This is a genomic window from Neomoorella stamsii, from assembly GCF_002995805.1.
Taxonomy (GTDB): Bacteria; Bacillota; DSM-521; order Neomoorellales; family Neomoorellaceae; genus Neomoorella; species Neomoorella stamsii.
Map to the genome: position 1 here is coordinate 72,272 of NZ_PVXL01000065.1, position 21,746 is coordinate 94,017.

Genomic DNA, 21,746 nt, shown 5'->3' on the forward strand with positions numbered 1-21,746 from the left:
ATGCAATTAGAAAATGGAAAAGAAAAAGCCGGTGAAGATTTATCACCGGCAAAAGGAAAGATATTGCCGCCTAGCCGGCCCGTATTTCCTGGCGCATAAAGAAGTAATAGGCCAGGGCAAAGATCAGCATGGTAGCTGCGATAAGCCCTACCAGGTGTGGCCAGATGAGGAGCAGGCTCTGGTCCAGTGGCAGGCTCCCCGGGATGGCCCCTTCCAGCTGCTGCACAAGTACCGGGCCCAGGGTCCGTACCCCCGGGTTGAGGAGGGTTACCGTAGCCTCATCATAAAGGGTTGTCGGCGACAGGCGGCTGAGATCCTGTTTTAAGGTGGCGTTGTGCAGGATCCGGGCCGGCTCAGCGTCTTCACTTACCGGGAAGAGGCCGTCGGCGATGAGCCCTGCCAGCATCCCGGCGAAGAGGGCAAAAAACAGCCACACGGCTATACCCGCCAGGGCCGAGGTGGCGGTCTGGCGGAACAATAAAGAAAAGAGGAGGGAGACACTTAACCAAAAGGCTACATAAATAATGGTGACCAGGAGGTAGATAAACAACCGCCCGATTTCCTCGCCCGTGGGCGGAACGCCGATTAGCAGCAGCCCCAACCCGGCCACCAGGAACCCCAGGGCCAGGATGACCACGGTCAGAACTACCAGGCCGGCCAGGAACTTGCCGTTGATGACATCGTCCCGGTAGATAGGCTGGGCGAGCAACCGGCTCAAGGTGCGCTTATTATGTTCGCCGTTGATGGCATCAAAGCCAAGGGCGAGGCCCAGCAGGGGTCCCAAAAAAGAAATAAAAGTGATAAAGGGTGGTAGGGACCCACCGCTGGTGGTAAAAAGGCGCAGGAAGACAAACTGGGGGTCCCCTTCACCTGCTGCCTGGCGGATGCTCTGGGCTGCTACATAAAAGGCGCCTACGCCGGCTACGGCCACTAGGAAAACCAGGATCGTAAAGCGGGTGCTGCTCAGGTTGTCCGCCAGTTCCTTCTGGAAAACAGTTTTCAGCCCGCCGCTGAACCACTCCTGCTGCCGCCACCAGACCAGCCATTCTTTCACCCTATCCTGCCATCGTCCCATGGTATCCCTCCCCCTGGAAATACTGGCGATAAATATCATCTAAATCATAACCTCGGGCCCTTAAATATAGCAGGGTAAACCCTTTGCCTGCCAGGTAAGGCACCAGCTCAGGGCGGATATCGCGGCCTGGGGCGCAGCGCAGCCGGATAAAGGCCCCGTGGCGCTCGACGGCGGTCACACCCTGAAGGGACCGGAGGGTAGAAAACAGGTCGTCATTGTCCGGCTCGGCCTGCAATTCAATCTCCAGGGGCTTGCCGGCCATGACCTGGTGCCCGAGTAAAGCCACCGGCCCCGCTGCCAGGAGCCTGCCAGCGACAAAAATCCCCACCCGGTCGCAGATTTGCTGCACCTGGTGCAGGAGATGGGAGGAGAGGAGAACTGTTTTCCCGCCTTCCCGGGCCAGCCGGACAATGAGGGCCAGCAACTCCCGGACGCCCTCGGGGTCAATGCCCAAAGTGGGCTCATCGAGGATAATAATAGCCGGGTCCTTGACCATGATATCGGCAATGCCCAACCGCTGGCGCATCCCGCGAGAAAACTCCTTCACCTGGCGGTGGGCGTAATTGCCCAAGCCTACCTGGTCCAGGGCTGCGACCACACGCTTTTCAGCTTCTGCCGGGGGAATCTGGTTCAACCTGGCGGTATAGAGGAGGTTCTCCCGGGCCGTAAGGTCGTCATAGAAGCCGACATTATCGGGTAAATAACCTACTATCCTTTTAACTTCCAGGGGATGGCGGGTAGCATCCAGGCCATTGACAAGAGCCTGGCCGGACGTCGGCTCGGTCAACCCCAGGAGCATTAATATCGTCGTCGTCTTACCGGCGCCATTGGGCCCCAGGAGGCCAAAGATCTCTCCCTGCCTGATTTCCAGGTTGAGGTCCTGGACGGCAGTTATGGAGCCATAGCGCTTGGTAAGGTCACGGGTGACAATGACCGCTGCCTGTCCTGCCATGGCTATCGCCGCCCGTACTTCCGGAAGGTCCACCCAACGGCACCAATAACAATGAGGACCAGAATTACCCCCACCAGGCCCCAGAGGGTAGAAGTCCGCACACTGACCCGGAAATCAGCGCTGCCGCTGGCCTCCTGGGTATTGGCCGAAAGGATCACCACGTAATCACCGGCTATGGCCTTGGGCGAAGGTTTGATAAAAGCCGTTACCTGCTGGCTGGCGCCGGCCGGCAGCAGGTCAATCTTTTCTGGCTTGAAGGTGACCGCCCACCCGGTGGCTGCACTGGCAGCAAAGGTAATGTTGGCCAGGTCAGCGCTGCCGGTATTTTTCACCACCAGGGTTACCGGGCTCTCTTTACCGGCAATGGCGTCAGCGTTCAAGCGGCCCGAGGGTGTAGTCAATTCCAGGCTGTAGTTACCGGTAATATTGACTTTGAGAACAACACCCGCTTTACTGCTCCCCGAAGTGGCCTGGATGGGAATATTATAAGTACCGGCCTTGACACCCTGGGGCGGCTTGACGGTCACATCCAGGCCCTGGCTCTTGCCGGGCTTTAGACTTAAACTGGCAATCTGCTTGCTGTCATAAGCCGGGCTAAAGGTCACCTGCCAGCCGGGGGGCGCCTGGGCGGCCAGGCTGTAGGAGCGCTCCTGCGCGCCGTTGTTGGTCAGATCAACCCGGAACTGGAAGCTGGTACTGCTGGTACCGCTCAACACCGGGTAGTCGGTGGTCATCTTGTCGCTGCCAGTGGCCACTTCTTTAATAACCACCTGCAGGCCAAGCCGGGAAGTGGCACCGGGTCCGGCGGCCTGGACCACAAAGTTGTAGCTGCCCGGCTGAGCGGTTTCAGGCACTTCTACCTGGAAATCAACGCTGGCCGGCTTGTCGTTACCGGCAAAGGCCTGGGTAACAATCATGCCGCCGCCTTTGAACAGGGTCTGCCATTCTTTGGGAGCGGAAACAACTTTCAGATCAACCTTCTGGGGTACGCCACTATTGCGTAGCTCCAGGGGAAAGGTGACCGTTTCCCCGGGTTGGGCCTCAATGCCCGGGAAGGCCGTAGACAGGAGCAGGCCGTTATCTGCCCGGGCTGGACCTACAAAGGGACTGAAGGACAGAGCCAGGGTAAATAAAAGTGTCATCAGGACTAACCATGGGCGTTGGCGAAGCAAAGCAATCCCCCCATCCAGTATAAATAATGCCACCTTAATAGACGACCAGGTCATGCGAAAGGTTACAACCTGCTCAAAAAAAGGGCGTTTTAACGCCCGGTGATGGTAACTATATCCTGTTCCTGGTAAGGTATTACCTTCTCGCCATCGAACTCTAAAATCAGGTAGTGGTACTCCGGCCCCCATTGTTCCTGGTAAGTAATCAAGATCAAGGCACCCCGGCTGGTATTTGAACGCATCACCTGCACGGGTAAGACCAGGTAGGCGTTAAGGGGCTGGGTATAGATAAGCTGCCAGCCTGCGGGCTCCCGGCGCTTGCTGATGGAAGCCAGGAGCTGGTTGGAACCCTCCACCTGGCCGATGCTCACCAGGGCTTCAGACTCCGGGCCGTTTAAGCTGACTACCCGGTACTGGAGGGGCTTAACTTTAAACCCTGCCGGTGGTCCGGGGGAAGTAACCGGCCATTGCCACCAGGCCAGGAATAAAAAGGCCAGCACCAGGGCCACTGCCCCGGCCAGGGGCCACTTTACCCACCGCTGCCGGGAAGACCCCGCAGGTACTTCTGGCACCGGTAAGGAAGCCACCCTGTTTTGTACCCGGTGCCGCATGGCAGCCGTAAAATGCCAGCCGGCCAGGGGCGGCGGGACTTTCCCCGGCAGTCCGGCCAGCAGTTTATCCAGGCGGTCCCGGTATTCAGGCATCACCCTCACCTGCCTGTAAAACTTGCTGCAGGTGCTGGCGGGCCCGGTAAAGGCGGATTTTTACTGTTGGCAGGGAAATGCCCAGGATTTTAGCTATATCTTTAAGGCTCAACTGCTCGTAATAGTGGAGCCAGATTACCTCCCGGTAGATAACCGGCAAATTTAAAATGGTCTGCCATAATTCCTGCTGCTGCAGGCTGTCCAGGACCCGGTCCTCAACATTGGGCCAGGTAGGCTCCTGGAGTTTTACGGGTTCCAGGCGCTGGCGGCGGGTCTGGGCCCGCAGCTGGTCGCGGCAGAGATTGACGGTAATATGATAAATCCAGGTGTAAATGGAACTGCGGCCCTGGAACTTATCCAGGTTGGTGTAAACCCGGATAAAAACCTCCTGGGCGACATCTTCGGCCCAGTAGCGGTCGTGGAGATAGGAATAGGCCAGGTAAAGGACTTTATCGCCGAAACGGCGCATCAAATATTCCAGCTGTTGCTGGCGATTATCCAGTTCCAGGGAAGCCGCTTCCGGCTGGATAAAGGGCTCTGACATACCCATCTCCGTTTCCCTCCCCAGGGAGCTACCCGAAAATATTTTAGCATTTCTTTGTCCTTCTTCAAAGCCTGCTGATAAAAACGGCCAGGGGGGATAGCCCCTGGCCGCTGTTTGCCCTAAGGTGCCGGTGTTACCGGGCTGCGATTACCGTTGATCTCATAACAGTAACTGACTGGCATGGCTTTCTTCAGCGTATTGACCATGCCACAGTATTTACTTAAAGATAACTCGATGGCGTGCTTGACCTGGTCTTCAGGGAGGTCGGGCCCGGCCAGGCGGTAAACCAGGGTAGCAGCGGTAAAGACTTTAGGATGCTCTGGAGCCCGTTCAGCCTCGACGTCAATGGCAAAGGAAGCCAGGGACAGGCGTTTTTTCTTAAGGATGCTCAGGACATCCAGGGCCGTACACCCGGCCATACCCATGAGCAGGACCTCTGAAGGCCTGGCTCCCAGGTTCTGGCCGCCGTGCTCGGGGGCGGCGTCCATGGTTACCGGCTGGCCGGAGGGCCCCAGGCCCTTTAAACACATGTGTTCCCCTTCCCAGGTTACGGTTACTTTCATCCTTTTCCCTCCTGGTGCTATTTTTTGCTATTATACACCAGGGGCGAAGCAGAAGCAATTTAGGGTTTAGCATGACTGGAATTGGCTGCGTCGCCATCTCCTGCATCATAGGCCAGCTCATAAGCCCGGCGGGAGATTTCCTGGTAATAGCTATTTAAAAGCTGGAAAAAATCCCGGGCATAGCGTCCTAAAGGAGGAGGACCCAGGCGCTTTAAAACCCCCTGGGGCACAGTAGGTGGGTGCATCTTAACCTGAAAGGCAGTCAACCCCTCCCCTGCCTGCCAGAACTCAACCAGGTTGACCGGCAATTCTGGTGGGAACCTGTTTTCTTCTGCAACCGGCTCCTTCTTTTCTGCTTCTTTAACCGGTAGGGGTGGGCCACCACCGGCAAGGGCTGCACGCTTCTCCCTAAGAGCCCTGATTATTGCTTCTTTTTCCCGCCCGCGCAAGAGGAAAAGTAAGAAAGGGTCGCTATCAAACTTCTCCCCAAGCAAGTAATAGACGGCGGCGATATGCTTGCAGGGGTTGGCCCAGTCGGGACAGGAGCAGCTGGTGACGATATCCCCGGCAGCGCGGGGGAAGAGGGACAGGCTCACCCCGGTAAAGGCCGTCTCAATATCCTCCGGCATCTCGCCGGCCAGCAAGCGGGCAGCAAAAGCTGCCTGGCTGGCCAGGGCCTCGATTACCCGGTTCCATTCCCCGTCTGACAGGGGCTTAATTTTAATTTTAACGCTGTAGGGCCTGGGCCTGGTCCCCTGGACTTTAGCATTGACCACCCCCGGAGCGAGATCAATACTTAAGACGTTGCCCTGCCGGGCATAAGTCCGGCCCCGCTGCAGGCGGCTGGCCCAGCCAAAGGACTCCAGCACATCCAGCCAGCGCCTGGCCCACCAGTTGCTGCCGAAGTTGCGTCGTGAAGCCATTCTTTAACCTCCAAAAACCGGCTGTCTTTGATAGTGTTTCCATAAAAATTTTGAGTAGTGTCCCCCATTTAACTCGTTTAAATAAAGGTGGCTTTACCGCAAACGTATCTCTAGATGCTGAGTGTCTGGTCAAACCGTAAGTTCCGCCCGCAGGCGGCGCTGGCTTAGGTGCCGGCCATTACGCTTAAAGATCTATCCCTTTTTCCTTTAACGCCAGCAACTCCCGCAACTCTCCTGTTGACAATTCCGTGAGCCAGCCTTCGCCGGTACCAATAATTTGCTGTGCCAGGGCGCGTTTTTCCTCGATCAGGGTGTCAATTCTTTCTTCCAGGGTCCCGGCGCAGATAAATTTATAAACCTGGACATTTTTCTTCTGGCCAATGCGGAAGGCGCGATCGGTGGCCTGGTCTTCTACGGCCGGGTTCCACCAGCGGTCAAAGTGAAACACATGGTTGGCACGGGTGAGGTTCAGCCCCACCCCGCCGGCCTTGAGGGAAAGGATGAAGAGGGGCGGCCCATCGGTTTCTTCCTGGAAACGCCGGATTAGCTCCTCCCGCCTGGCCCTGGCCAGGCCCCCGTGCAGGAAAAGGACTTCCCGGCCAAAGGTGGCCGCTAAATATTCCTGGAGCATTTGACCCATGACGGCAAACTGGGTAAAGATGAGGGCCCGTTCCCCTGCAGCCAGGACCTCTTCCAGCATCTCCTGGAGCCGGGTCAGTTTCCCGGACCGGCCGTCCAGGAGGCTGCCGTCACCCAGGAACTGGGCCGGGTGGTTGCAGATTTGTTTTAGTTTTGCCAGGGTAGCCAGGACCAGGCCTTTGCGTTCGATGCCGGTGGCGGCTTCTATCTTTTGCAGCATGTCCTGGACCACAGCTTCGTAGAGGGTAGCCTGCTCCCGGGTCAAGTGGCAAAAAACCTTGATCTCCTGCTTTTCCGGCAGGTCCTGGATGATAGCCGGGTCAGTCTTGACCCGGCGCAGGATAAAAGGTTGGACCAGGCGCTGTAACCTGCCCGCCCGCTCCCGGTCCCGGTAACGTTCGATGGGGATCATAAAACGGCTACGAAAATCGGCCTGGCTGCCCAGGTAACCAGGGTTTAAAAATTCCATGATGGACCAGAGTTCTCCCAGGTGGTTTTCCACCGGTGTACCGGTAAGGGCGATCCTGAAGCCGGCCCTTAAGCGGCGTATACTCCGGGTTTGCTTGGCTTCTGCATTTTTAATATTCTGGGCCTCGTCCAGCACCACCCCGTCCCAGTCTACGGCCACCAGGTCCCTTTCATCCCGGTGAACCAGGGTATAGGTGCTGATTACCAGGTCCTGCCGGGCCACTTCCCGGGTAAAAGCGTCACCGGCGAGGCGCTCACTGCCGTGGTGGAGGAGGACCCGCAAGGAGGGGGCAAAACGTGCTACTTCCCGCTGCCAGTTACCGGCCACTGAGGTGGGACAGATAAGGAGAACCGGGCCGGTTGCCATTCCCTGTTCCTTGCGGTGGAGCAGTAAAGCCAGGAGTTGGATAGTCTTGCCCAGGCCCATATCGTCGGCCAGGCAGGCCCCCAGGCCCAGTTCCGTAATAAACTTAAGCCAGGAAAAACCCCGCACCTGGTAAGGGCGGAGGCTACCGCGGAACCCGGATGGTTGGGGTAGGAGGGCAATTTTCAGGTTGTCGTGCACCTTTTCTAGAAGGGAAGCAAGGTAACCCTCGGCTTCAATACCCAGTAGCGGGAGACTGGCTGGGGCTATTTCGCCATCAGGTATCCCCTCACCTTGCTCTAGAGTTACCCCGCCCAGCAGGCTAACACGTAAAGCCTCGCCCACGCTCATGGTCCCCGGGCCCGGTTGCTTTTTCCAGAACCTGTCCAGGGCCGCCAGTTCCTCCGGCCGGAGCTCCACCCACTGGCCCCGCACCTGGACCAGGGGGACCTTTAAAGCAGCCAGCCTGGCAAATTCCTTCCTGTCGATCACGGTATCCCCCAGGGCTACTTCCCAGTCATAATCAACCAGGGCTGCAGAGCCCAGCCTCCCGGCTGCAGCCAGCCTGGTCGTCCGGGAAGCGTTTTTGCCCCGCTCGCTGGCCTTCAGCTTTAAACGTAGCCCCAGGCGGGATTTATGCTGCCCCCACCAGGAAGGTACCAGGACGCCAAAGCCGCTTTCGGCCAGGAGGCCAGCCGCTTCCCGCAAGAAAGTATAAGCTTCTGCCACCGTCAAGAGACAGCTTTCCGGGGATGGGTCTTTCAGGCTTCTTTCCAGGGGCGGGAATAACCGTGCCGCCCGGCCCAGGTCGGCCAGGAGCCTTTCCTGGGGATTGGCGAAGCGCCGGTTCAGGAACTCCAGCACGCTGCCCCTTTCGCGCCAGACCTCTCCGGCGGGCACCAGGAGGCTGGGATCATCGCTGGCCTGGAGTAAAAATTGCAGCTGCCAGGAAGGCGGGCCTTCTTCTCCCATCCTTTCCGGGGGTTCCAGGTGGAAGCAGGTGCGAAAGGCTACGGTCCCCGGCTGGCTGAACAGGGTCTTCGTCCAGCTATGGATTTGCTCTTTCAGGTCTTTCATTTCCAGCAACGGCCCGCTAAAGGTGGCTTTTTCTGCCGCCAGGGCCGTAGCCCACCTGACCGGGGTATTATCGTCGCCGAGCCCCTTGGTCCTCCCCTCCAGGGGCGAAGTCATTAACCAGTACCGGGCCATGGCATCGACGGCGCCGTGCAGGAAATCTTCCACCAGGAGGCGAGGATGCGGGAGCGGGGTACTCGCCTGGGCCCGGCAGGCTGGCGGCATACCGGCCGCCAGCAAGTCTACCCGGCGGGCATCTTCTGGCTGGTCTAACAGGGCCCGCCAGGCTGCCCTTAATTCCTGCCTCAACGTAGTTTTAGCCCCGGCCCTCTTCCCCGCCGGTGCTTTTACCTCCTCCAGCACCACCGGGACAAAGCGTTCCCGGACCAGGAGTTCCAGGGCCAGCTTGGCTGCCAGGCTCCAGAACAGGAAATCGGGGGCTAAAATATTACCTTTAATTTGCCCGGTACTTCCTTCCCCCAGCCGGGTCAGGACATTGATAACCCATACCGGTGATACTGCCAGGCCTTTGACCTCCCAGGGGGTTAAAGCCGGGGAGCTTTCCCGTAAAGATTGACCCCTCCGGGCAATCTCGCCGCTACCGGGCAGATACCTTAGTTGCGGCGAAGGTAGCGGTCCAAGCTTGCTTGAGGGGAGTAACAACTGGATTTTATCCAGGCCCGGCGGAATAAGGGGTATGCTTTTATAAAGGCCCGCGCTTAAATTTAGCAGGACGGTGATAAGTTCCTGGTCGGAAGCCTGAAAAGGATGAAGGGGCACTTTATTCTTAGCCGGCCTGGGCAGGTAGAGTTCCTTCTGCTGCCGGGCGGCGGCCAGGGATTCCCCCCAGACAAAAAAGCGGCCATTTACTTCTTTATTGCTATCTTTAACCCACGTCCCATGGACGACAATCATTGCCAATATGCTCCTGCTGAAATATATCCTGCAATTATTCGCTGCGAGGATTAATTTTTCCTGCCGTTCCTTCCTTTAACCTTGACTCTCAATGCAACATCTGTTACATTGTAACCAATGTTACATCATAGGTGAGAATAATGAACCAGGACATTACCGGCCCCGGCAACAAATGGCACCTGTTCATCTATAAAGTACCCGGCGAACCCTCGAGCAAGCGCATTTACCTCTGGCGGGAACTCAACAGGCTGGGAGCCCTCTACCTGCAGCAAGCCGCCTGCCTGCTCCCGGCACGCCCCGGCCTACTGGAAAAACTGGAACAACTAAAGACACGGGTAGAAGAATTCGCAGGCACTGCCTATCTCTTCCCCAATCTCAACCTTGATCCCAGGCAAGAAGCACAGGTAATAGAGCAGTTCAGGGAGATGCGCAATAAAGAATACCAGGAAATAATTAAAGAGATTAACAAATACCTGGCGGAACTGGAAAAGGAAGTGCGTATCCAGAACTTTTCTCCGGCGGAAATAGAAGAGGAGGAAGCCGAACTGGAAAAAATCGAACGCTGGTACCAGCGGGCCCGGGAGCGCGATTGGTATAATGCCCCCCTGGGTGAACAGGTCGCCTCCCTTATAGACGAAGCCCGGGTAGCCCTGACGAGGTTTACCACTCTTACCTATGGAGCCTTAAAAGAAAGGGAGGATTAATTGATGCCGGCCCCTTGCCCCTGGAGCCAGGCGCCGGGAGAAGTTCTGGCCTGGCAGCAGGTAGACCCGGAGCAGGGTCTAAGTACCGCTGAAGCCCAGAGGCGTCTGAAAATTTACGGTCCCAACCGCACGCTGGTTCGTCCCGTCCTATCCTTCTGGCATATCTTTGCCGAAGAAATCCGCGAGCCCATGATCCTTTTACTCCTGGCGGTGGCTACCGCCTATTTCCTCCTGGGCGAACTGGGGGAAGCCCTGGCCGTAACGGCCATTATCCTGGGTATCGTCTTCATTGAGGTAGGCACCGAGTTTCGCGCCAAGAAGGCCATTGCCGCCCTCCAGGACCTGAACGCCCCCACTACCCCGGTCCTGCGCCAGGGCAAAGTAGAGGTCATTAATACTGAAGACGTTGTCCCCGGCGATATCCTGGTGCTCCAGCCCGGCAACCGCGTGCCGGCCGACGCCCGCCTCCTGGTGAGCGCCGGCTTGGCCGTCGATGAGTCCCCCCTTACCGGTGAATCCCTGCCGGTGGAAAAACACACCCGGCCCCTGGACCTGGCGACCCCCCTGCCCGACCGTCACAATATGGTTTATCAGGGTACGGTAATATCCCGGGGTGAAGGCCTGGCCTGCGCGGTAGCCACAGGTCTGGAGACAGAACTGGGGCGGATTGTTGGCCTTACGCGCCGGGCCCGTGAGCCCCGCACCCCCCTGCAGCAGTTTATGCGGGAACTAAGCCGGGTCCTGGCGCTAGTTGCCCTGGCTTTTGCCGTGCTTATCCCTTTCCTCCAGTTCCTGGTGGCCAGGGAACCCTGGCCCCGGGCGGTCCTCACTGGCCTGAGCCTGGCCTTTGCCACCATACCCGAAGAGCTCCCCATCCTGGTGACCCTGGTCCTGGGCCTGGGGTCTCTAAAGCTCGCCCGGGAAAAGGCCCTGGTCCGGCGCCTGCGAGCCGCTGAAACCCTGGGGCACATCACCACCGTGGTCACTGACAAGACGGGTACCCTGACGGCCAACCGCCTCACCCTGGAAGCCCTCTGGCTGCCGGGGGAAGGAGAACTCCTGTCCCCTGCCCTGGCCAGGCAGGATAACGCGGCCGGGGAATTACTCCTGGCCGCCCTCCTGACCCAGAGCCCGGTTACTGCCTTGGAAGCCTGTGACCCCCTGGAAAAGGCCCTGGCCGAAGGGGGAGGGCACCTGGACCTGCCCCGGGAAGAGTTGCTGGCCTTTTACCCTTTAAACCAGGATCAACGCTGGGTAGGGGCCCTGCGCGCTAACCAGGCCGGGGTTACCCTATACGTCAAGGGAGCGGCGGAAGAAGTGCTGGCCATGTGTACCAATCCCTCTACCCGGGAGGCTACCGCCACCACCCTGGCGCAATTTGCCGGCGAAGGCAAGCGGGTCCTGGCAGTAGCCAGGCGCTTTTTCTCCAGCCAGGACCTGCCGGCAGGGGCTGCTGCAGCCGGCCAGGACCTCACTTTCCTGGGATTTTTAATCTTTGCCGACTCCTTACGCCCTGAGGCTGCCGCGGCAGTGGCCGCCGTGCAGCGGGCCGGGATCAAGGTCTACCTGGCCACCGGCGACCACCCTGAGGCAGCCCGCAGTATTGCCCGCCAGGTAGGTATCCCGGCAGAGAAATTGCTGTCCGGCGCCGAACTGGAGCAATTAAACCCGGAGGATTGGGATCCCTTTCTCCAGGAAACCCGTGTCCTGGCGCGCATAACGCCGGAGCAGAAACTCCAGTTAGTCCAGGCCCTGCAGGCTAAAGGGGAAATAGTCGCCATGATCGGCGATGGTATTAATGATGCCCCGGCCCTGGCCGTGGCCCACGTGGGCCTGGCCATGGGCCGCCAGGGTACCGATGTCGCCCGGGAGGCCGCCGGCGTGGTTTTAAGCGACGACTGCTTTTCTACCCTGGCCACGGCCATCCGCCAGGGGCGGGGCCTCCTGGCCAACCTGCAAAAGTCGGTGCGCTATTACCTGGCAGTGAAGGTAGCCCTCATCGCCACCATGCTGGTACCTGCCGCCCTGGGGCAACCGGCTCCCTTTTCGCCCCTGATGATTATTCTCCTGGAACTGTTCATGGACCTGGCGGCCTCAACTGCCTTTGTCATCGAGCCCCCGGAGGAGCCTCTCATGGAACGCCCCCCGCGCCGGCCCAGCCGGCCCTTCCTGGACCGGCCCATGGTCCAGGTGATCTTTGCCGGAGGCCTGCTCCTGGCCCTGGCAGTAGGGCTGGCCTACCAGGGCCTCGAACTCTGGTGGGGACCAGCCCCTGTACCTATAAGGCAAACTGCCGCCTTTGCTACCTGGATGCTGGGGCATGTCCTGCTGGCCTACGCCTTAAAGACCCAGAGCCTGCCCCCTTACCGCCAGGGGTTCTTTAGCAACAGTGTCCTTAATCTCTGGGCCCTGGGAGCGGCAGCAGTAACCCTGATGGCTGTCTACCTGACGCCCTTGCAGGCTATCCTGGGTACCGGCACCCTACCCACCGGGGCTTGGGGGCTGGTGGCCGGGGCCGCCCTGCTGCCCGCCCTCGTGATGCTGCTCTACCGTCCTGGACATTGAAGGGAGGTTTGCAGTAATAAGAACTGCTATTGCCCGTCCCGGGAGATAATGGTACAATTGTATCAGGGAGGGAAAAATATGCCTGAAGAAGCCAGGAAAGAAATAGCTGCCGGGACAGATGAAATATTCTACCCCAGAGGTTTTGACCCGTTTAATTACCTGGTCCAGCAGCTTAATAACATGGATACACGCTGGGAAACCAGGTTTAGTAAGGTGGAAACCCAGTTTACCGAGTTAGAGAAAAAGTTTGAAGGTAGGTTTGCCGAGTTAGAAAAAAAGTTTGAAGGTAGGTTTACCGACTTAGAAAAAAAGTTTGAAGGTAGGTTTAACGAACTAGATAATAAATACGAAAACCGGTTTACCAGAATAGAAACAGAAATGGGGACGCTGCGGCAAGCGATTGGTATTCTGCGGGAGGAAATGCATCGTGAATTCCGCAGTGTTCAGCGCTGGTCTTTTGGTACTATCGCAGCAGTAATAGTCGGATTTGTCGGTGTTATCGCTTCCCTGCTCGCTATCCTGGCCAGGTTACCCTAAAATTAGCTCTGGTAATTGAGCATTATCCGCCTGGAGTATATTTCCAGGCGATCGTTTTTATAGCTTATATACAAAAGCCCGGGACACCCCGGGCTCAGGAGGGGTTGTTTTATTGCAATTCGCCGATAAAAGCCTTTAACCGCTCCAGGCCGGCTTCGATCTGGGTCATCGAGGTAGCATAGGATAGGCGTAAGAATGGGTCGGCGCCAAAGGCAATGCCAGGTACCACGGCTAACTGGTATTCATTAAGAAGAACCGTGGCCACGTCGGTAGAACTGGCCAGCACCTGGCCGCGGAAGCGGCGGCCAAATAGCTTGCCAATGTACGGGAAAACATAGAAGGCTCCACCGGGCTGGTTGCATTCTACTTCCGGAAGTTCCCTTAATCCTGCCAGGATACAGTTGCGGCGCTTTTCAAATTCACGACGCATTGCCTCCACCGGTTCCTGGCTGCCAGTCAGGGCGGCCACAGCCGCCTTCTGGGCTATAGAAGTGGGGTTGGAAGTCGAGTGGCTCTGCAGGTCGGTCATGGCCGTAGCAATGGGCCGGGGAGCGGCGGCATAACCAATCCGCCAGCCGGTCATGGCATAGGTTTTGGACACGCCATCGATCACGATGGTGCGCTCTTTTATTTCCGGCCCCAGGGCGGCGATGCTGGTGTGGGTGAGACCATCGTAGAGCAGGGCGGCATATATTTCATCGGAAATAACCATCAGGCCATGGGCCAGGATTACTTCCGCCAGGGCTTCTAATTCGCTCCGGCTGTAGACCACCCCGGTGGGATTGCAGGGCGAATTGAGGATTAAGAGTTTGGTCCGGGGAGTCAGGGCTACCTTCAGGGCCGCCGGGGTTAACTTGAAATCCGTAGTAACATCGGTATTTACTACCACCGGCACCCCGCCGGCCAGCTTAATTTGCTCGTAATAGCTAACCCAGTAGGGCGCGCTGAGGATTACTTCATCCCCATCATTAAGTAAGACCTGCATGGCGTTATAAAGGGAGTGTTTGGCGCCGCACGATACCACTATATCGGCAGGCTCATAGCTCAAACCCCGGTTTTTCAGGTTGTCGCAGACTGCCTGGCGCAGTTCCGGGATCCCGGCCACGGGCGTGTAACGGGTAAAGCCGGCCTTCAAGGCGTCAATGGCTGCCTGCTTGATATGTTCGGGCGTGTCGAAATCAGGCTCACCGGCACTAAAGTTGATTACCTGAATACCTTTAGCCTTCATGGCTTTGGCCTGGGCATCAATAGCCAGGGTAGGAGATGGGCTGATGCCGGCAGCCCGCCGGGCAATTTCCATAAGTAAAAATCCCTCCAGCTTTGATGATATTATTATTATTTCTCTTACCGTTGACTTTGTAAAGGCTTTTTTAACTCTAGCCAGGACGGATTCTGTCGCTGGAGCCGGACACCCTTCCCGCCTGGTTATCCCTTCCTGCCGGTGCTGTATGGTTCTAATCCTGCCAGAGGTGCATTCCTGGCTCTAAACTCATAATAAAGGCACCCGGCAGTTATCAGGGTTGCGCCTGCATCGGCAATAGGAGCGCCCCACCAGATACCTTCCAGCCCCCAAAACCGCGGCAGGATTAGCAGTAGAGGTATAAAGAGCAGGACCTGCCTCGACAGGGAAAGTAGCGTAGCCTGCACCGGTTTTCCTACTGCCTGGAAATATCCTGCACCTACAATTTGAAAACCGATCACGGGGAGGACAAGAAAAAGTCTTTGCATGGCGTGGCTGCCCAACTCTATTAACTGGACATCCCCACGGCTAAACAGCGCTATCAGATTTTCCGGCCAGATTCTAGTGAAAATATAGCCGGACCCCACAATTACCGTCGCCCAAAAGCTGGCCAGCTTTAAAGTGGCCTTAACCCGGTCAAATTGCCGGGCTCCGTAGTTAAAGCCGATGATCGGTTGCGCGGCCTGGGAGATTCCTATCACAGGCATGAACATAAAGGTCCCCAGGCTAAAAACAACGCCGACAGCAGCTACGGCCAGATCTCCTCCATAAAAAGCAAGGCTCTTGTTGAAAAGCACCTGCTGCACGCTGTGTACCAATTGCAGGGCGAAGGGGGGAAAACCCACCGCAAAAATGTTAAGACACACAATCGGTTGCAGAGTAAAATTCTTCGAGCGCAACTTGATCAGGCTTTTCCCGGACAGGTAATAATAAAGGACCCAGCCGGCGGAGACCCCCTGGGAAATAACTGTAGCTAGAGCCGCGCCTTTAATCCCCATTTCCAGTAGGAAGATAGCTATATAATCGAGAAGAATATTGGTAATCCCGCCAATTAATATTGTGTACATGGCAATTACCGGCTTGCCCTCAGCCCGAATCATATTGCTCATGCCGAAGCCGATAGACATTAAAACATTACCTGTTAAAATTACTCGCAAATAATCCGCTGCATAAGGCATTACAACTTCGCTGGCTCCAAAGGCGGATAAAAGGGGTTCTAAGAATCCCAGGAACAGAAGCGATAAAACTGCTGCAATTAAAACCAGCAATACCAGGCCGTTACCGGCTATCTGTTCGGCCTCTTCCTTCCTGCGCTCACCAAGGCGGATGGATATTAATGAAGTAGACCCCATGCCGATGAGCATGGAAAAGGCCATCAGCACAATCATTACGGGAAAACTTATGGTTATCCCCGCGAGGGCCAGGGAACCTACTCCCCGTCCGACAAATATCCTGTCCACCACGTTATAAAGAGCATTTACCAGCATGCCTGTTATGGCGGGCAACGAAAATTTCCACAGCAGTTGACCGATGTTGCTTTCACCAAGCTGCTTCGAACTATCCATATTTTCTCAAACCCCTTTATAAATGCTTTATGTAGTGTTTTGAAACTGCATCTTCTATGTTACGCTTCCCCTTTGGGGAATTCTATCATAACTGCGGCTCAAGTCAATGTAGAATGCAAATTGTTTTTGATGAAAAATGAAATTTATGATATAAAATGAATATATGAGTAGACAGGTTTACATGCACCTTATTGATTGTATATTGTTAACCGCTTAAAAAATCTTAGCGGGATGGCCATGCTGATAATTGTTGAGGCATAGATGGGCTAAAGATTTTTGTAAGCAACGTTAGTGATAACTACCGAGCAATGATCCTGTTAACCAGGCTCCCTATCTTTTCCACCCTAATTTCAATGGTATCGCCCACCTGCATGGGACCCACCCCTTCCGGCGTGCCGGTCATGATTACATCTCCGGGTAATAAGGTCATTACCTGAGAGATAAAACTCACCAGAAAAGGTACAGAAAAGATGAGCTGGGAAGTACGGCCGTCCTGCTTTAGCTCGCCGTTTAAAAAAGACTGGACGCGAAGGTCGGAAACATCAATACCCCGCACAATATAGGGTCCAAGGGGTAAAAATGTATCGAAGCTCTTAGCCCTGGTCCACTGGCCGTCTTTCTGCTGCAAATCCCTGGCTGTAACGTCGTTTCCAACGGTATAGCCGAAAATATACTCCCAGGCTTCTTCTTCTTTTACATTACGGGCCTCGCGGCCGATAACCACGGCCAACTCTGCTTCGTAATCAAGGCGTTTGACCACGGGCCAGTAAATTATATTTTCATTAGGGCCAATGACACAGGTTGAGGGCTTGATAAAGATGACCGGCTCTTCCGGCACTTTCTCGGCCATTTCTTTAATATGATTGCTATAATTCAGCCCTACACATACAGCCTTACTGGGCCGGCAGGGAGCCAATAGACGCACTTCGTTTAAACTGAAGCACCGGCCATTTTCCCAGTGCTCCCCGAAAATATCACCTTCAAAGGCAACAATCGTCTCTCCCTCCAGGCGGCCGTAAAAGATATCTCTCCCGGCAGCAAAGCGAACCAATTTCTCGACTTTCGCCATTACTTTTGCCTCCTTCTGCCCTTTTATTATCCCAATAAAATGTTTCAGGACCCCAGTTTATTTAGTTCAAACTCCGAGGATAAAATCCTCCTCATTTTAAAAATAAAATTACCAGGGGTATTTAAAAAGCCTCCTCACGGGAGGCAGGAGGCTAAAATAGTTCCAAACTCAGGTCCAGGGCGGCAACGCTATGGGTCAGGGCGCCTACGGAAATATAGTCGACGCCGGTAGCCGCTACTTCTGCTACCCGGTCCAGAGTTATGCCGCCGGAAGCCTCTACTAAGGCCCGGCCGCCAATCACTTCTACGGCCCGGCGCATCTCCGGGGGAGACATGTTGTCCAGCATAATCAGCTCCACCCCAGCGGCCAGGGCCTCTTCGACCTGGGCCAGGTTTTCAACCTCCACTTCAATTTTCGTCGTCAGGGGAATAGCCCGGCGGACCCTGGCTACCGCCGCGGTAATACTCCCCGCCGCTTTAATATGGTTATCCTTAAGCAGGACGGCATCGCCCAGGTTCAAGCGGTGGTTTAGCCCGCCCCCCATGCGGACAGCGTATTTATCCAGGAGGCGCAGGCCGGGAACGGTCTTGCGGGTATCACAAATTTTAGCTTTATAGGGCTTAACCAGCTCTACATAACGGGACGTCATGGTAGCGATGCCCGACAGGCGCTGGAGAAAATTTAAAGCCATCCTTTCAGCCCCCAGGAGGGCCACCAGAGACCCCTCTACCCTGGCTACCCTTTGCCCGGCGGCAACCTGGCTACCATCGGTTACCAGGGGTGTAAAGGTACAGCCCGGGGGTAACAGCTGGAAGGCCAGTCCGGCTACCGGCAGGCCGGCAATAATGCCCTCCTGGCGGGCGATGATTTCCCCACGGCCGCGGTCGGCAGGGGTAAAAAGGGCGCTGCTGGTCAGGTCTCCCGCGCCCAGGTCTTCTTCCAGGGCTCTTTTGACTATTTCTGTAACTGCGAGCATATTGAGCATATTAGAATCGCCTCCGGATATAGGTGGAAAGTGATAATTGAGTTGCGCTTCAATCGCCAGGAAATTGCTGGAGCGGGACTTCCCTGGCTTCCTTCTCCCTGGCCAGCACCAGCCGTTTCCGGTAGGTGGGAACGGTTTCCGGGAAGTCCTCGCGGTAATGAGCGCCCCGGCTTTCCCGGCGCCAGGTGGCAGCAGTAATAATTAAATGGGCCACAGTCAGCATATTGCGGATCTCTGCCGCCAGGCGATCCCGGGCTAGATAATCCAGTAACGGCCACCAAGATTCCAGGGTGCTGGCAGCCTCTTGTAAGCCCTCCCCATTGCGGATTAAACCTGCCCGCTGCTGCATAATTTCCTGGGCGGCCAGCCAGTTGTCGGTATCCTCCTGGCCGCCATCTTTTAGCGTGTTGTATTTTAGCCGTGGACAAGGGGATGGCTTGAGTTCCTGGTTTAAAAGTTCGGCGGCTATCCGCCCGCCAAAAACCAGGCCTTCTAGCAGGGAATTGCTGGCCAGGCGGTTGGCGCCGTGGACCCCGGTACAGGCTACTTCGCCGCCGGCATAAAGGCCGGTAATATTAGTCCGCCCGTTTAAGTCCGTTCGCACCCCGCCCATAAAGTAATGGGCCGCCGGGGCCACGGGCAACCATTCCTTTAGCGGGTCTAATCCCAGCTCCCGGCAGGTGGAGGTGATGGTGGGAAAACGGCGTTCCACCAGTTCGCCCTTGAGGTGGGTCAGGTCCAGATAAACGTGGCCGGACCCGTGCCGGGCCATCTCGCTGGCTACCGCCCGGGCGACGACATCCCGGGGGGCCAGCTCCCCTAAGGGGTGGTAGGCAGGCATAAACCTTTCGCCGGCCTGATTGCGTAAAATCGCCCCTTCCCCACGGACGGCCTCGGAAATCAAGAAACCGGGTGCGCCGGGGTGCACCAGCACGGTAGGGTGAAACTGGTAAAACTCCACGTCCATGACCTCAGCCCCGGCGCGGTAGGCCATGGCCACGCCGTCGCCGGTAGCTACTGCCGGGTTGGTCGTAACGGGGTAAATTCGCCCGGCGCCGCCGCAGGCCAGGACCACGGCACCGGCCATGACGGCTTTAATGTTCCCTTCCCCGGTTAACACCAGGGCACCGCAGCAACGGCCTTCAACAACCAGCAGGTCCAGGGCCATGGTCCCCGGCCACAGCTGAATGTTTCTGGCTCCTGCCGCCCTGGCTGCCAGGCCCTGCCAGATGATAGCCCCGGTGGCGTCGCCGCCGGCGTGGAGGATGCGCCGCCGGCTGTGGGCTCCTTCCTTTCCCAGGGCTACCTTATCACCTTCACGATCGAAGGGTATACCCCATTCAATCAGCTCCTGCACCCGTCCAGGCCCTTCTGTTACCAGCACCCTGGCGGCAGCAGGGTCCCCCAGGCCGGCAGCCGCTGTTAAAGTATCTTCCAGGTGTAAGGCGGCGGAATCTTCCTCGTCAATGGCAGCGGCAATTCCCCCCTGGGCCAGGTCGGTAGCGCATTCCGCCGGGTTATCTTTAGTTACCAGGACCACTCGGTAGCGTCCGGCTACCTTTAAAGCTGTATAAAGGCCGGCAATGCCGCTGCCGATAACCAAAATATCAGTCTCTTCCCTGGGTAAACCAGTAAGATTAAAATTAACGATATAACGGGGAACCCTTTCCCAGTCCATACTTCAAATAATCTCTCCTCAAAGTAGACATTCATGCCGCCTGGACGGCACCAGCAGAGGATGAAAAAGGCAGCCGTAACAACTTGCTCCCCAAACCAGTAACTGCTCCTCATTTTGACCGGGCTTAGCTTTATCCTTAAAGCCAATTACACGGCCAGCATGCGCTCTAGGGCGCGGTAGGCTCGGCTGCGGGTGGTCTCCGGCACATGGACTACCGGCTGCATCTCCCGTAAGCAGCGGGCTATCTTCTCCAGGGAGGTAAGCTTCATATTGGGGCAAACCAGCCCCGGGGACAGGAGATAAAATTTCTTCTCCGGATTATCTAGCTGCAAGCGGTGGAGAATGCCCATCTCCGTACCGATTAGAAACTCTTTGGACCTGCTTTCCCGGGCATACTTGAGAATGGCTCCAGTACTGCCGACAAAGTCGGCCGCCCGGGCGACTTCCGGCCGGCACTCGGGATGGACCAGGACTTCAGCCTCCGGGTGGGCCGCCCTGGCCCTTTCTAGCTCGTCGAGAGTCACCCGGTAATGGGTAAGGCAGGCGCCATCCCAGGGGATTATCTCTTTTTCGGTAAACCGGGCGACAAAACTGGCGAGATTTCGGTCCGGGACAAAAAGTATTCTCCGCTGGGGCAAGGACTGAACGACCGCCACGGCATTGCTGGAGGTACAGCAAATATCGCTTTCGCCCTTAACATCGGCTGCAGTATTCACGTAACAGACTACTGCGGCATCCGGATATCTGGCTTTAGTCTCCCGCAGGGCCTCGACATCAATGCTATCGGCCAGGGGACAGCCGGCCTGGCTATCCGGCAGGAGGATTATTTTTTCTGGTGCCAGGATGCTGGCACTTTCCGCCATAAAGCGTACCCCGGCTAAAACTACCACCTTGGCCCTGGTAGTGGCAGCATAACGGCTGAGGGCCAGGGAATCGCCCACAAAATCCGCTATATCCTGGACGGCATCCTGCTGGTAATTATGGGCCAGGATTACCGCCTGGCGTTCTTTTTTTAGTTTTTCTATTTCTTGAACCAGTTCCGACATAGGTTCTCCCCTTCCAAAAGTGCTCAGGACCGCACGGACATCCCCGTTAATCTCCAATCCTCCAGGTAGCCGCCAGGCCAGTCCAGCTAGAGGTTAAATTTATTGGTTCTGTCTTATCATCTGTCTTGTCACTTAAGGTTATTATAAATCCCGTTTATTACTCCGTCAAGAAAGGGGATTATTCTACCTGGCCGGGGAATAATAAAACCAACAGTAAATGATTTTTAGAAGGAAGGGAGGTTGTCCTTTGCACGTTAAAGTAGTAGAACTGGTGGGCGAATCGCCCCATAACTGGAAGGATGCCGTCCAGCAAGCCGTGGCTGAAGCCAGCCGGGAGGTAAAAAACATCTCTGGCGTCGAGGTTTATAACCTGACTGCCAATGTTAGAGACGGCAAACTAACCGAATTCAAAGCCAATGTGAAAATCGCTTACGCCGATCACAGCGCCGATCTATAAACATGGGAGCCCCGGTAATTACCGGGGCTTTATCTCAGCTAAAAACTCCAACCCAGGTACTTAACAATATAGCGGGCATACTGACGAAAATCATTAAGGTGGTGGTTCATGATATCGGCCACTTTTTCCATATCTACCTTGCCATATTCATGGACCAGAATATTTCTAAATCCTGACATACCGGAAATATCCCGGGCGAATTTTTCAGGTAAAACCCCTAGTTCGGCAAGTTCACCAAAAATATTGCTGTATTCATCTACAATAATTCCTTCTTCAGCCAGGATATGCGTACCTATATCCAGTACAACCTGGATGCTGAGTTGCAAACCATGTTCTATAATCCAGGCTAGTTCCATATTTTTTTCCAGGTCAGGAGCCTTAACACCTACATTTCGCGAGGCAAGATTACCAAATTAGGAATTTATTCCATTTCTGAACTTGGAAGGTACTAGCAACAACTACGTAATGCTTTCTGGCTCCATTGATTAAGAACCTGATGATAATCAACAG

The 21,746-nt window shown here is 56.1% G+C and carries 18 protein-coding genes and 1 pseudogene; 4 read left to right on the forward strand and 15 right to left on the reverse strand.

Features of this window, described 5'->3' with window-relative positions:
- Positions 1–70: 70 nt before the first annotated feature.
- The 8 genes from MOST_RS14060 to MOST_RS14095 form a co-directional block, all read right to left on the reverse strand.
- On the reverse strand, positions 71–1,075 hold the full coding sequence (locus MOST_RS14060) for an ABC transporter permease (protein ID WP_083476459.1): 1,005 nt from the start codon (positions 1,073–1,075) through the stop codon (positions 71–73).
- Positions 1,056–2,060: an ABC transporter ATP-binding protein gene (locus MOST_RS14065; protein ID WP_245909671.1), complete on the reverse strand. Its 1,005-nt coding sequence runs from the start codon at positions 2,058–2,060 to the stop codon at positions 1,056–1,058. The genes MOST_RS14060 and MOST_RS14065 overlap by 20 nt, the downstream gene beginning before the upstream one ends.
- A complete protein-coding gene (locus MOST_RS14070; protein ID WP_161952855.1) occupies positions 2,030–3,199 on the reverse strand; it encodes an NEW3 domain-containing protein in 1,170 nt (389 codons plus the stop codon). The genes MOST_RS14065 and MOST_RS14070 overlap by 31 nt, the downstream gene beginning before the upstream one ends.
- Positions 3,200–3,288: 89 nt before the next feature.
- The gene (locus MOST_RS14075) at positions 3,289–3,900 is read right to left on the reverse strand and encodes a hypothetical protein (RefSeq protein ID WP_054935667.1); all 612 of its coding nucleotides are present in this window, start codon (positions 3,898–3,900) and stop codon (positions 3,289–3,291) included.
- Positions 3,893–4,450 (reverse strand): sigma-70 family RNA polymerase sigma factor, encoded by a 558-nt coding sequence (locus MOST_RS14080; RefSeq protein WP_054935668.1) that lies wholly within the window; start codon positions 4,448–4,450, stop codon positions 3,893–3,895. Before MOST_RS14080 ends, MOST_RS14075 begins: the two co-directional genes overlap by 8 nt.
- Positions 4,451–4,563: 113 nt before the next feature.
- Positions 4,564–5,007: an OsmC family protein gene (locus MOST_RS14085; RefSeq protein WP_054935669.1), complete on the reverse strand. Its 444-nt coding sequence runs from the start codon at positions 5,005–5,007 to the stop codon at positions 4,564–4,566.
- Positions 5,008–5,066: 59 nt separating this feature from the next.
- The gene (locus tag MOST_RS14090) at positions 5,067–5,930 is read right to left on the reverse strand and encodes an SWIM zinc finger family protein (protein WP_054935670.1); all 864 of its coding nucleotides are present in this window, start codon (positions 5,928–5,930) and stop codon (positions 5,067–5,069) included.
- A 184-nt stretch (positions 5,931–6,114) separates the two neighbouring features.
- Complete coding sequence (locus MOST_RS14095; RefSeq protein WP_054935671.1) at positions 6,115–9,390, reverse strand: DEAD/DEAH box helicase; 3,276 nt, start codon at positions 9,388–9,390, stop codon at positions 6,115–6,117.
- 140 nt (positions 9,391–9,530) lie between these two features.
- Here MOST_RS14095 and MOST_RS14100 point away from each other — a divergent pair, with 140 nt between their 5' ends.
- The 3 genes from MOST_RS14100 (at position 9,531) to MOST_RS14110 (ending at position 13,196) form a co-directional block, all read left to right on the forward strand.
- The gene (locus tag MOST_RS14100; protein WP_054935672.1) at positions 9,531–10,094 is read left to right on the forward strand and encodes a Chromate resistance protein ChrB; all 564 of its coding nucleotides are present in this window, start codon (positions 9,531–9,533) and stop codon (positions 10,092–10,094) included.
- A gap of 3 nt (positions 10,095–10,097) precedes the next feature.
- Positions 10,098–12,659 (forward strand): cation-translocating P-type ATPase, encoded by a 2,562-nt coding sequence (locus MOST_RS14105; RefSeq protein WP_054935673.1) that lies wholly within the window; start codon positions 10,098–10,100, stop codon positions 12,657–12,659.
- Positions 12,660–12,737: 78 nt separating this feature from the next.
- Positions 12,738–13,196, forward strand: coding sequence for a hypothetical protein (locus MOST_RS14110; RefSeq protein ID WP_054935674.1), 459 nt, complete (start codon positions 12,738–12,740; stop codon positions 13,194–13,196).
- Positions 13,197–13,305: 109 nt separating this feature from the next.
- Here the strand turns inward: MOST_RS14110 and MOST_RS14115 are convergent, their stop codons facing one another.
- The 6 genes from MOST_RS14115 to nadA form a co-directional block, all read right to left on the reverse strand.
- Positions 13,306–14,496, reverse strand: a complete 1,191-nt coding sequence (locus MOST_RS14115) for a pyridoxal phosphate-dependent aminotransferase (protein WP_054935675.1) — start codon at positions 14,494–14,496, stop codon at positions 13,306–13,308.
- Between the two features lie 125 nt (positions 14,497–14,621).
- On the reverse strand, positions 14,622–16,001 hold the full coding sequence (locus tag MOST_RS14120; protein ID WP_054935676.1) for an MATE family efflux transporter: 1,380 nt from the start codon (positions 15,999–16,001) through the stop codon (positions 14,622–14,624).
- 298 nt (positions 16,002–16,299) lie between these two features.
- The gene (locus tag MOST_RS14125; RefSeq protein ID WP_054935677.1) at positions 16,300–17,070 is read right to left on the reverse strand and encodes a fumarylacetoacetate hydrolase family protein; all 771 of its coding nucleotides are present in this window, start codon (positions 17,068–17,070) and stop codon (positions 16,300–16,302) included.
- A gap of 151 nt (positions 17,071–17,221) precedes the next feature.
- Positions 17,222–18,055, reverse strand: a complete 834-nt coding sequence (gene nadC, locus MOST_RS14130; protein ID WP_054935678.1) for a carboxylating nicotinate-nucleotide diphosphorylase — start codon at positions 18,053–18,055, stop codon at positions 17,222–17,224.
- Between the two features lie 49 nt (positions 18,056–18,104).
- Positions 18,105–19,733 (reverse strand): L-aspartate oxidase, encoded by a 1,629-nt coding sequence (gene nadB / locus MOST_RS14135; protein WP_054935679.1) that lies wholly within the window; start codon positions 19,731–19,733, stop codon positions 18,105–18,107.
- Between the two features lie 146 nt (positions 19,734–19,879).
- Positions 19,880–20,779 (reverse strand): quinolinate synthase NadA, encoded by a 900-nt coding sequence (nadA, locus tag MOST_RS14140; protein WP_054935688.1) that lies wholly within the window; start codon positions 20,777–20,779, stop codon positions 19,880–19,882.
- A gap of 247 nt (positions 20,780–21,026) precedes the next feature.
- On the opposite strand from nadA, the gene MOST_RS14145 reads away from it, so the two are divergent.
- A complete protein-coding gene (locus MOST_RS14145) occupies positions 21,027–21,236 on the forward strand; it encodes a dodecin family protein (RefSeq protein ID WP_083476461.1) in 210 nt (69 codons plus the stop codon).
- Positions 21,237–21,274: 38 nt separating this feature from the next.
- Here the strand turns inward: MOST_RS14145 and hepT are convergent.
- Positions 21,275–21,607: pseudogene (hepT, locus tag MOST_RS14150) on the reverse strand (type VII toxin-antitoxin system HepT family RNase toxin); the annotation flags it as partial.
- Positions 21,608–21,746 lie beyond the last annotated feature (139 nt).

Bases quoted from the DNA above. Each gene is read 5' to 3' on its own strand.
- MOST_RS14120 (WP_054935676.1), bottom strand. From the start codon at position 16,001: ATGGATAGTTCGAAGCAGCTTGGTGAAAGCAACATCGGTCAACTGCTG.
- nadC (WP_054935678.1), bottom strand. From the start codon at position 18,055: ATGCTCAATATGCTCGCAGTTACAGAAATAGTCAAAAGAGCCCTGGAA.
- MOST_RS14085 (WP_054935669.1), bottom strand. From the start codon at position 5,007: ATGAAAGTAACCGTAACCTGGGAAGGGGAACACATGTGTTTAAAGGGC.
- MOST_RS14125 (WP_054935677.1), bottom strand. From the start codon at position 17,070: ATGGCGAAAGTCGAGAAATTGGTTCGCTTTGCTGCCGGGAGAGATATC.
- nadB (WP_054935679.1), bottom strand. From the start codon at position 19,733: ATGGACTGGGAAAGGGTTCCCCGTTATATCGTTAATTTTAATCTTACT.
- MOST_RS14100 (WP_054935672.1), top strand. From the start codon at position 9,531: ATGAACCAGGACATTACCGGCCCCGGCAACAAATGGCACCTGTTCATC.
- MOST_RS14105 (WP_054935673.1), top strand. From the start codon at position 10,098: ATGCCGGCCCCTTGCCCCTGGAGCCAGGCGCCGGGAGAAGTTCTGGCC.
- MOST_RS14075 (WP_054935667.1), bottom strand. From the start codon at position 3,900: ATGCCTGAATACCGGGACCGCCTGGATAAACTGCTGGCCGGACTGCCG.
- nadA (WP_054935688.1), bottom strand. From the start codon at position 20,779: ATGTCGGAACTGGTTCAAGAAATAGAAAAACTAAAAAAAGAACGCCAG.
- MOST_RS14095 (WP_054935671.1), bottom strand. From the start codon at position 9,390: ATGATTGTCGTCCATGGGACGTGGGTTAAAGATAGCAATAAAGAAGTA.
- MOST_RS14090 (WP_054935670.1), bottom strand. From the start codon at position 5,930: ATGGCTTCACGACGCAACTTCGGCAGCAACTGGTGGGCCAGGCGCTGG.
- MOST_RS14115 (WP_054935675.1), bottom strand. From the start codon at position 14,496: ATGGAAATTGCCCGGCGGGCTGCCGGCATCAGCCCATCTCCTACCCTG.
- MOST_RS14110 (WP_054935674.1), top strand. From the start codon at position 12,738: ATGCCTGAAGAAGCCAGGAAAGAAATAGCTGCCGGGACAGATGAAATA.
- MOST_RS14060 (WP_083476459.1), bottom strand. From the start codon at position 1,075: ATGGGACGATGGCAGGATAGGGTGAAAGAATGGCTGGTCTGGTGGCGG.
- MOST_RS14080 (WP_054935668.1), bottom strand. From the start codon at position 4,450: ATGGGTATGTCAGAGCCCTTTATCCAGCCGGAAGCGGCTTCCCTGGAA.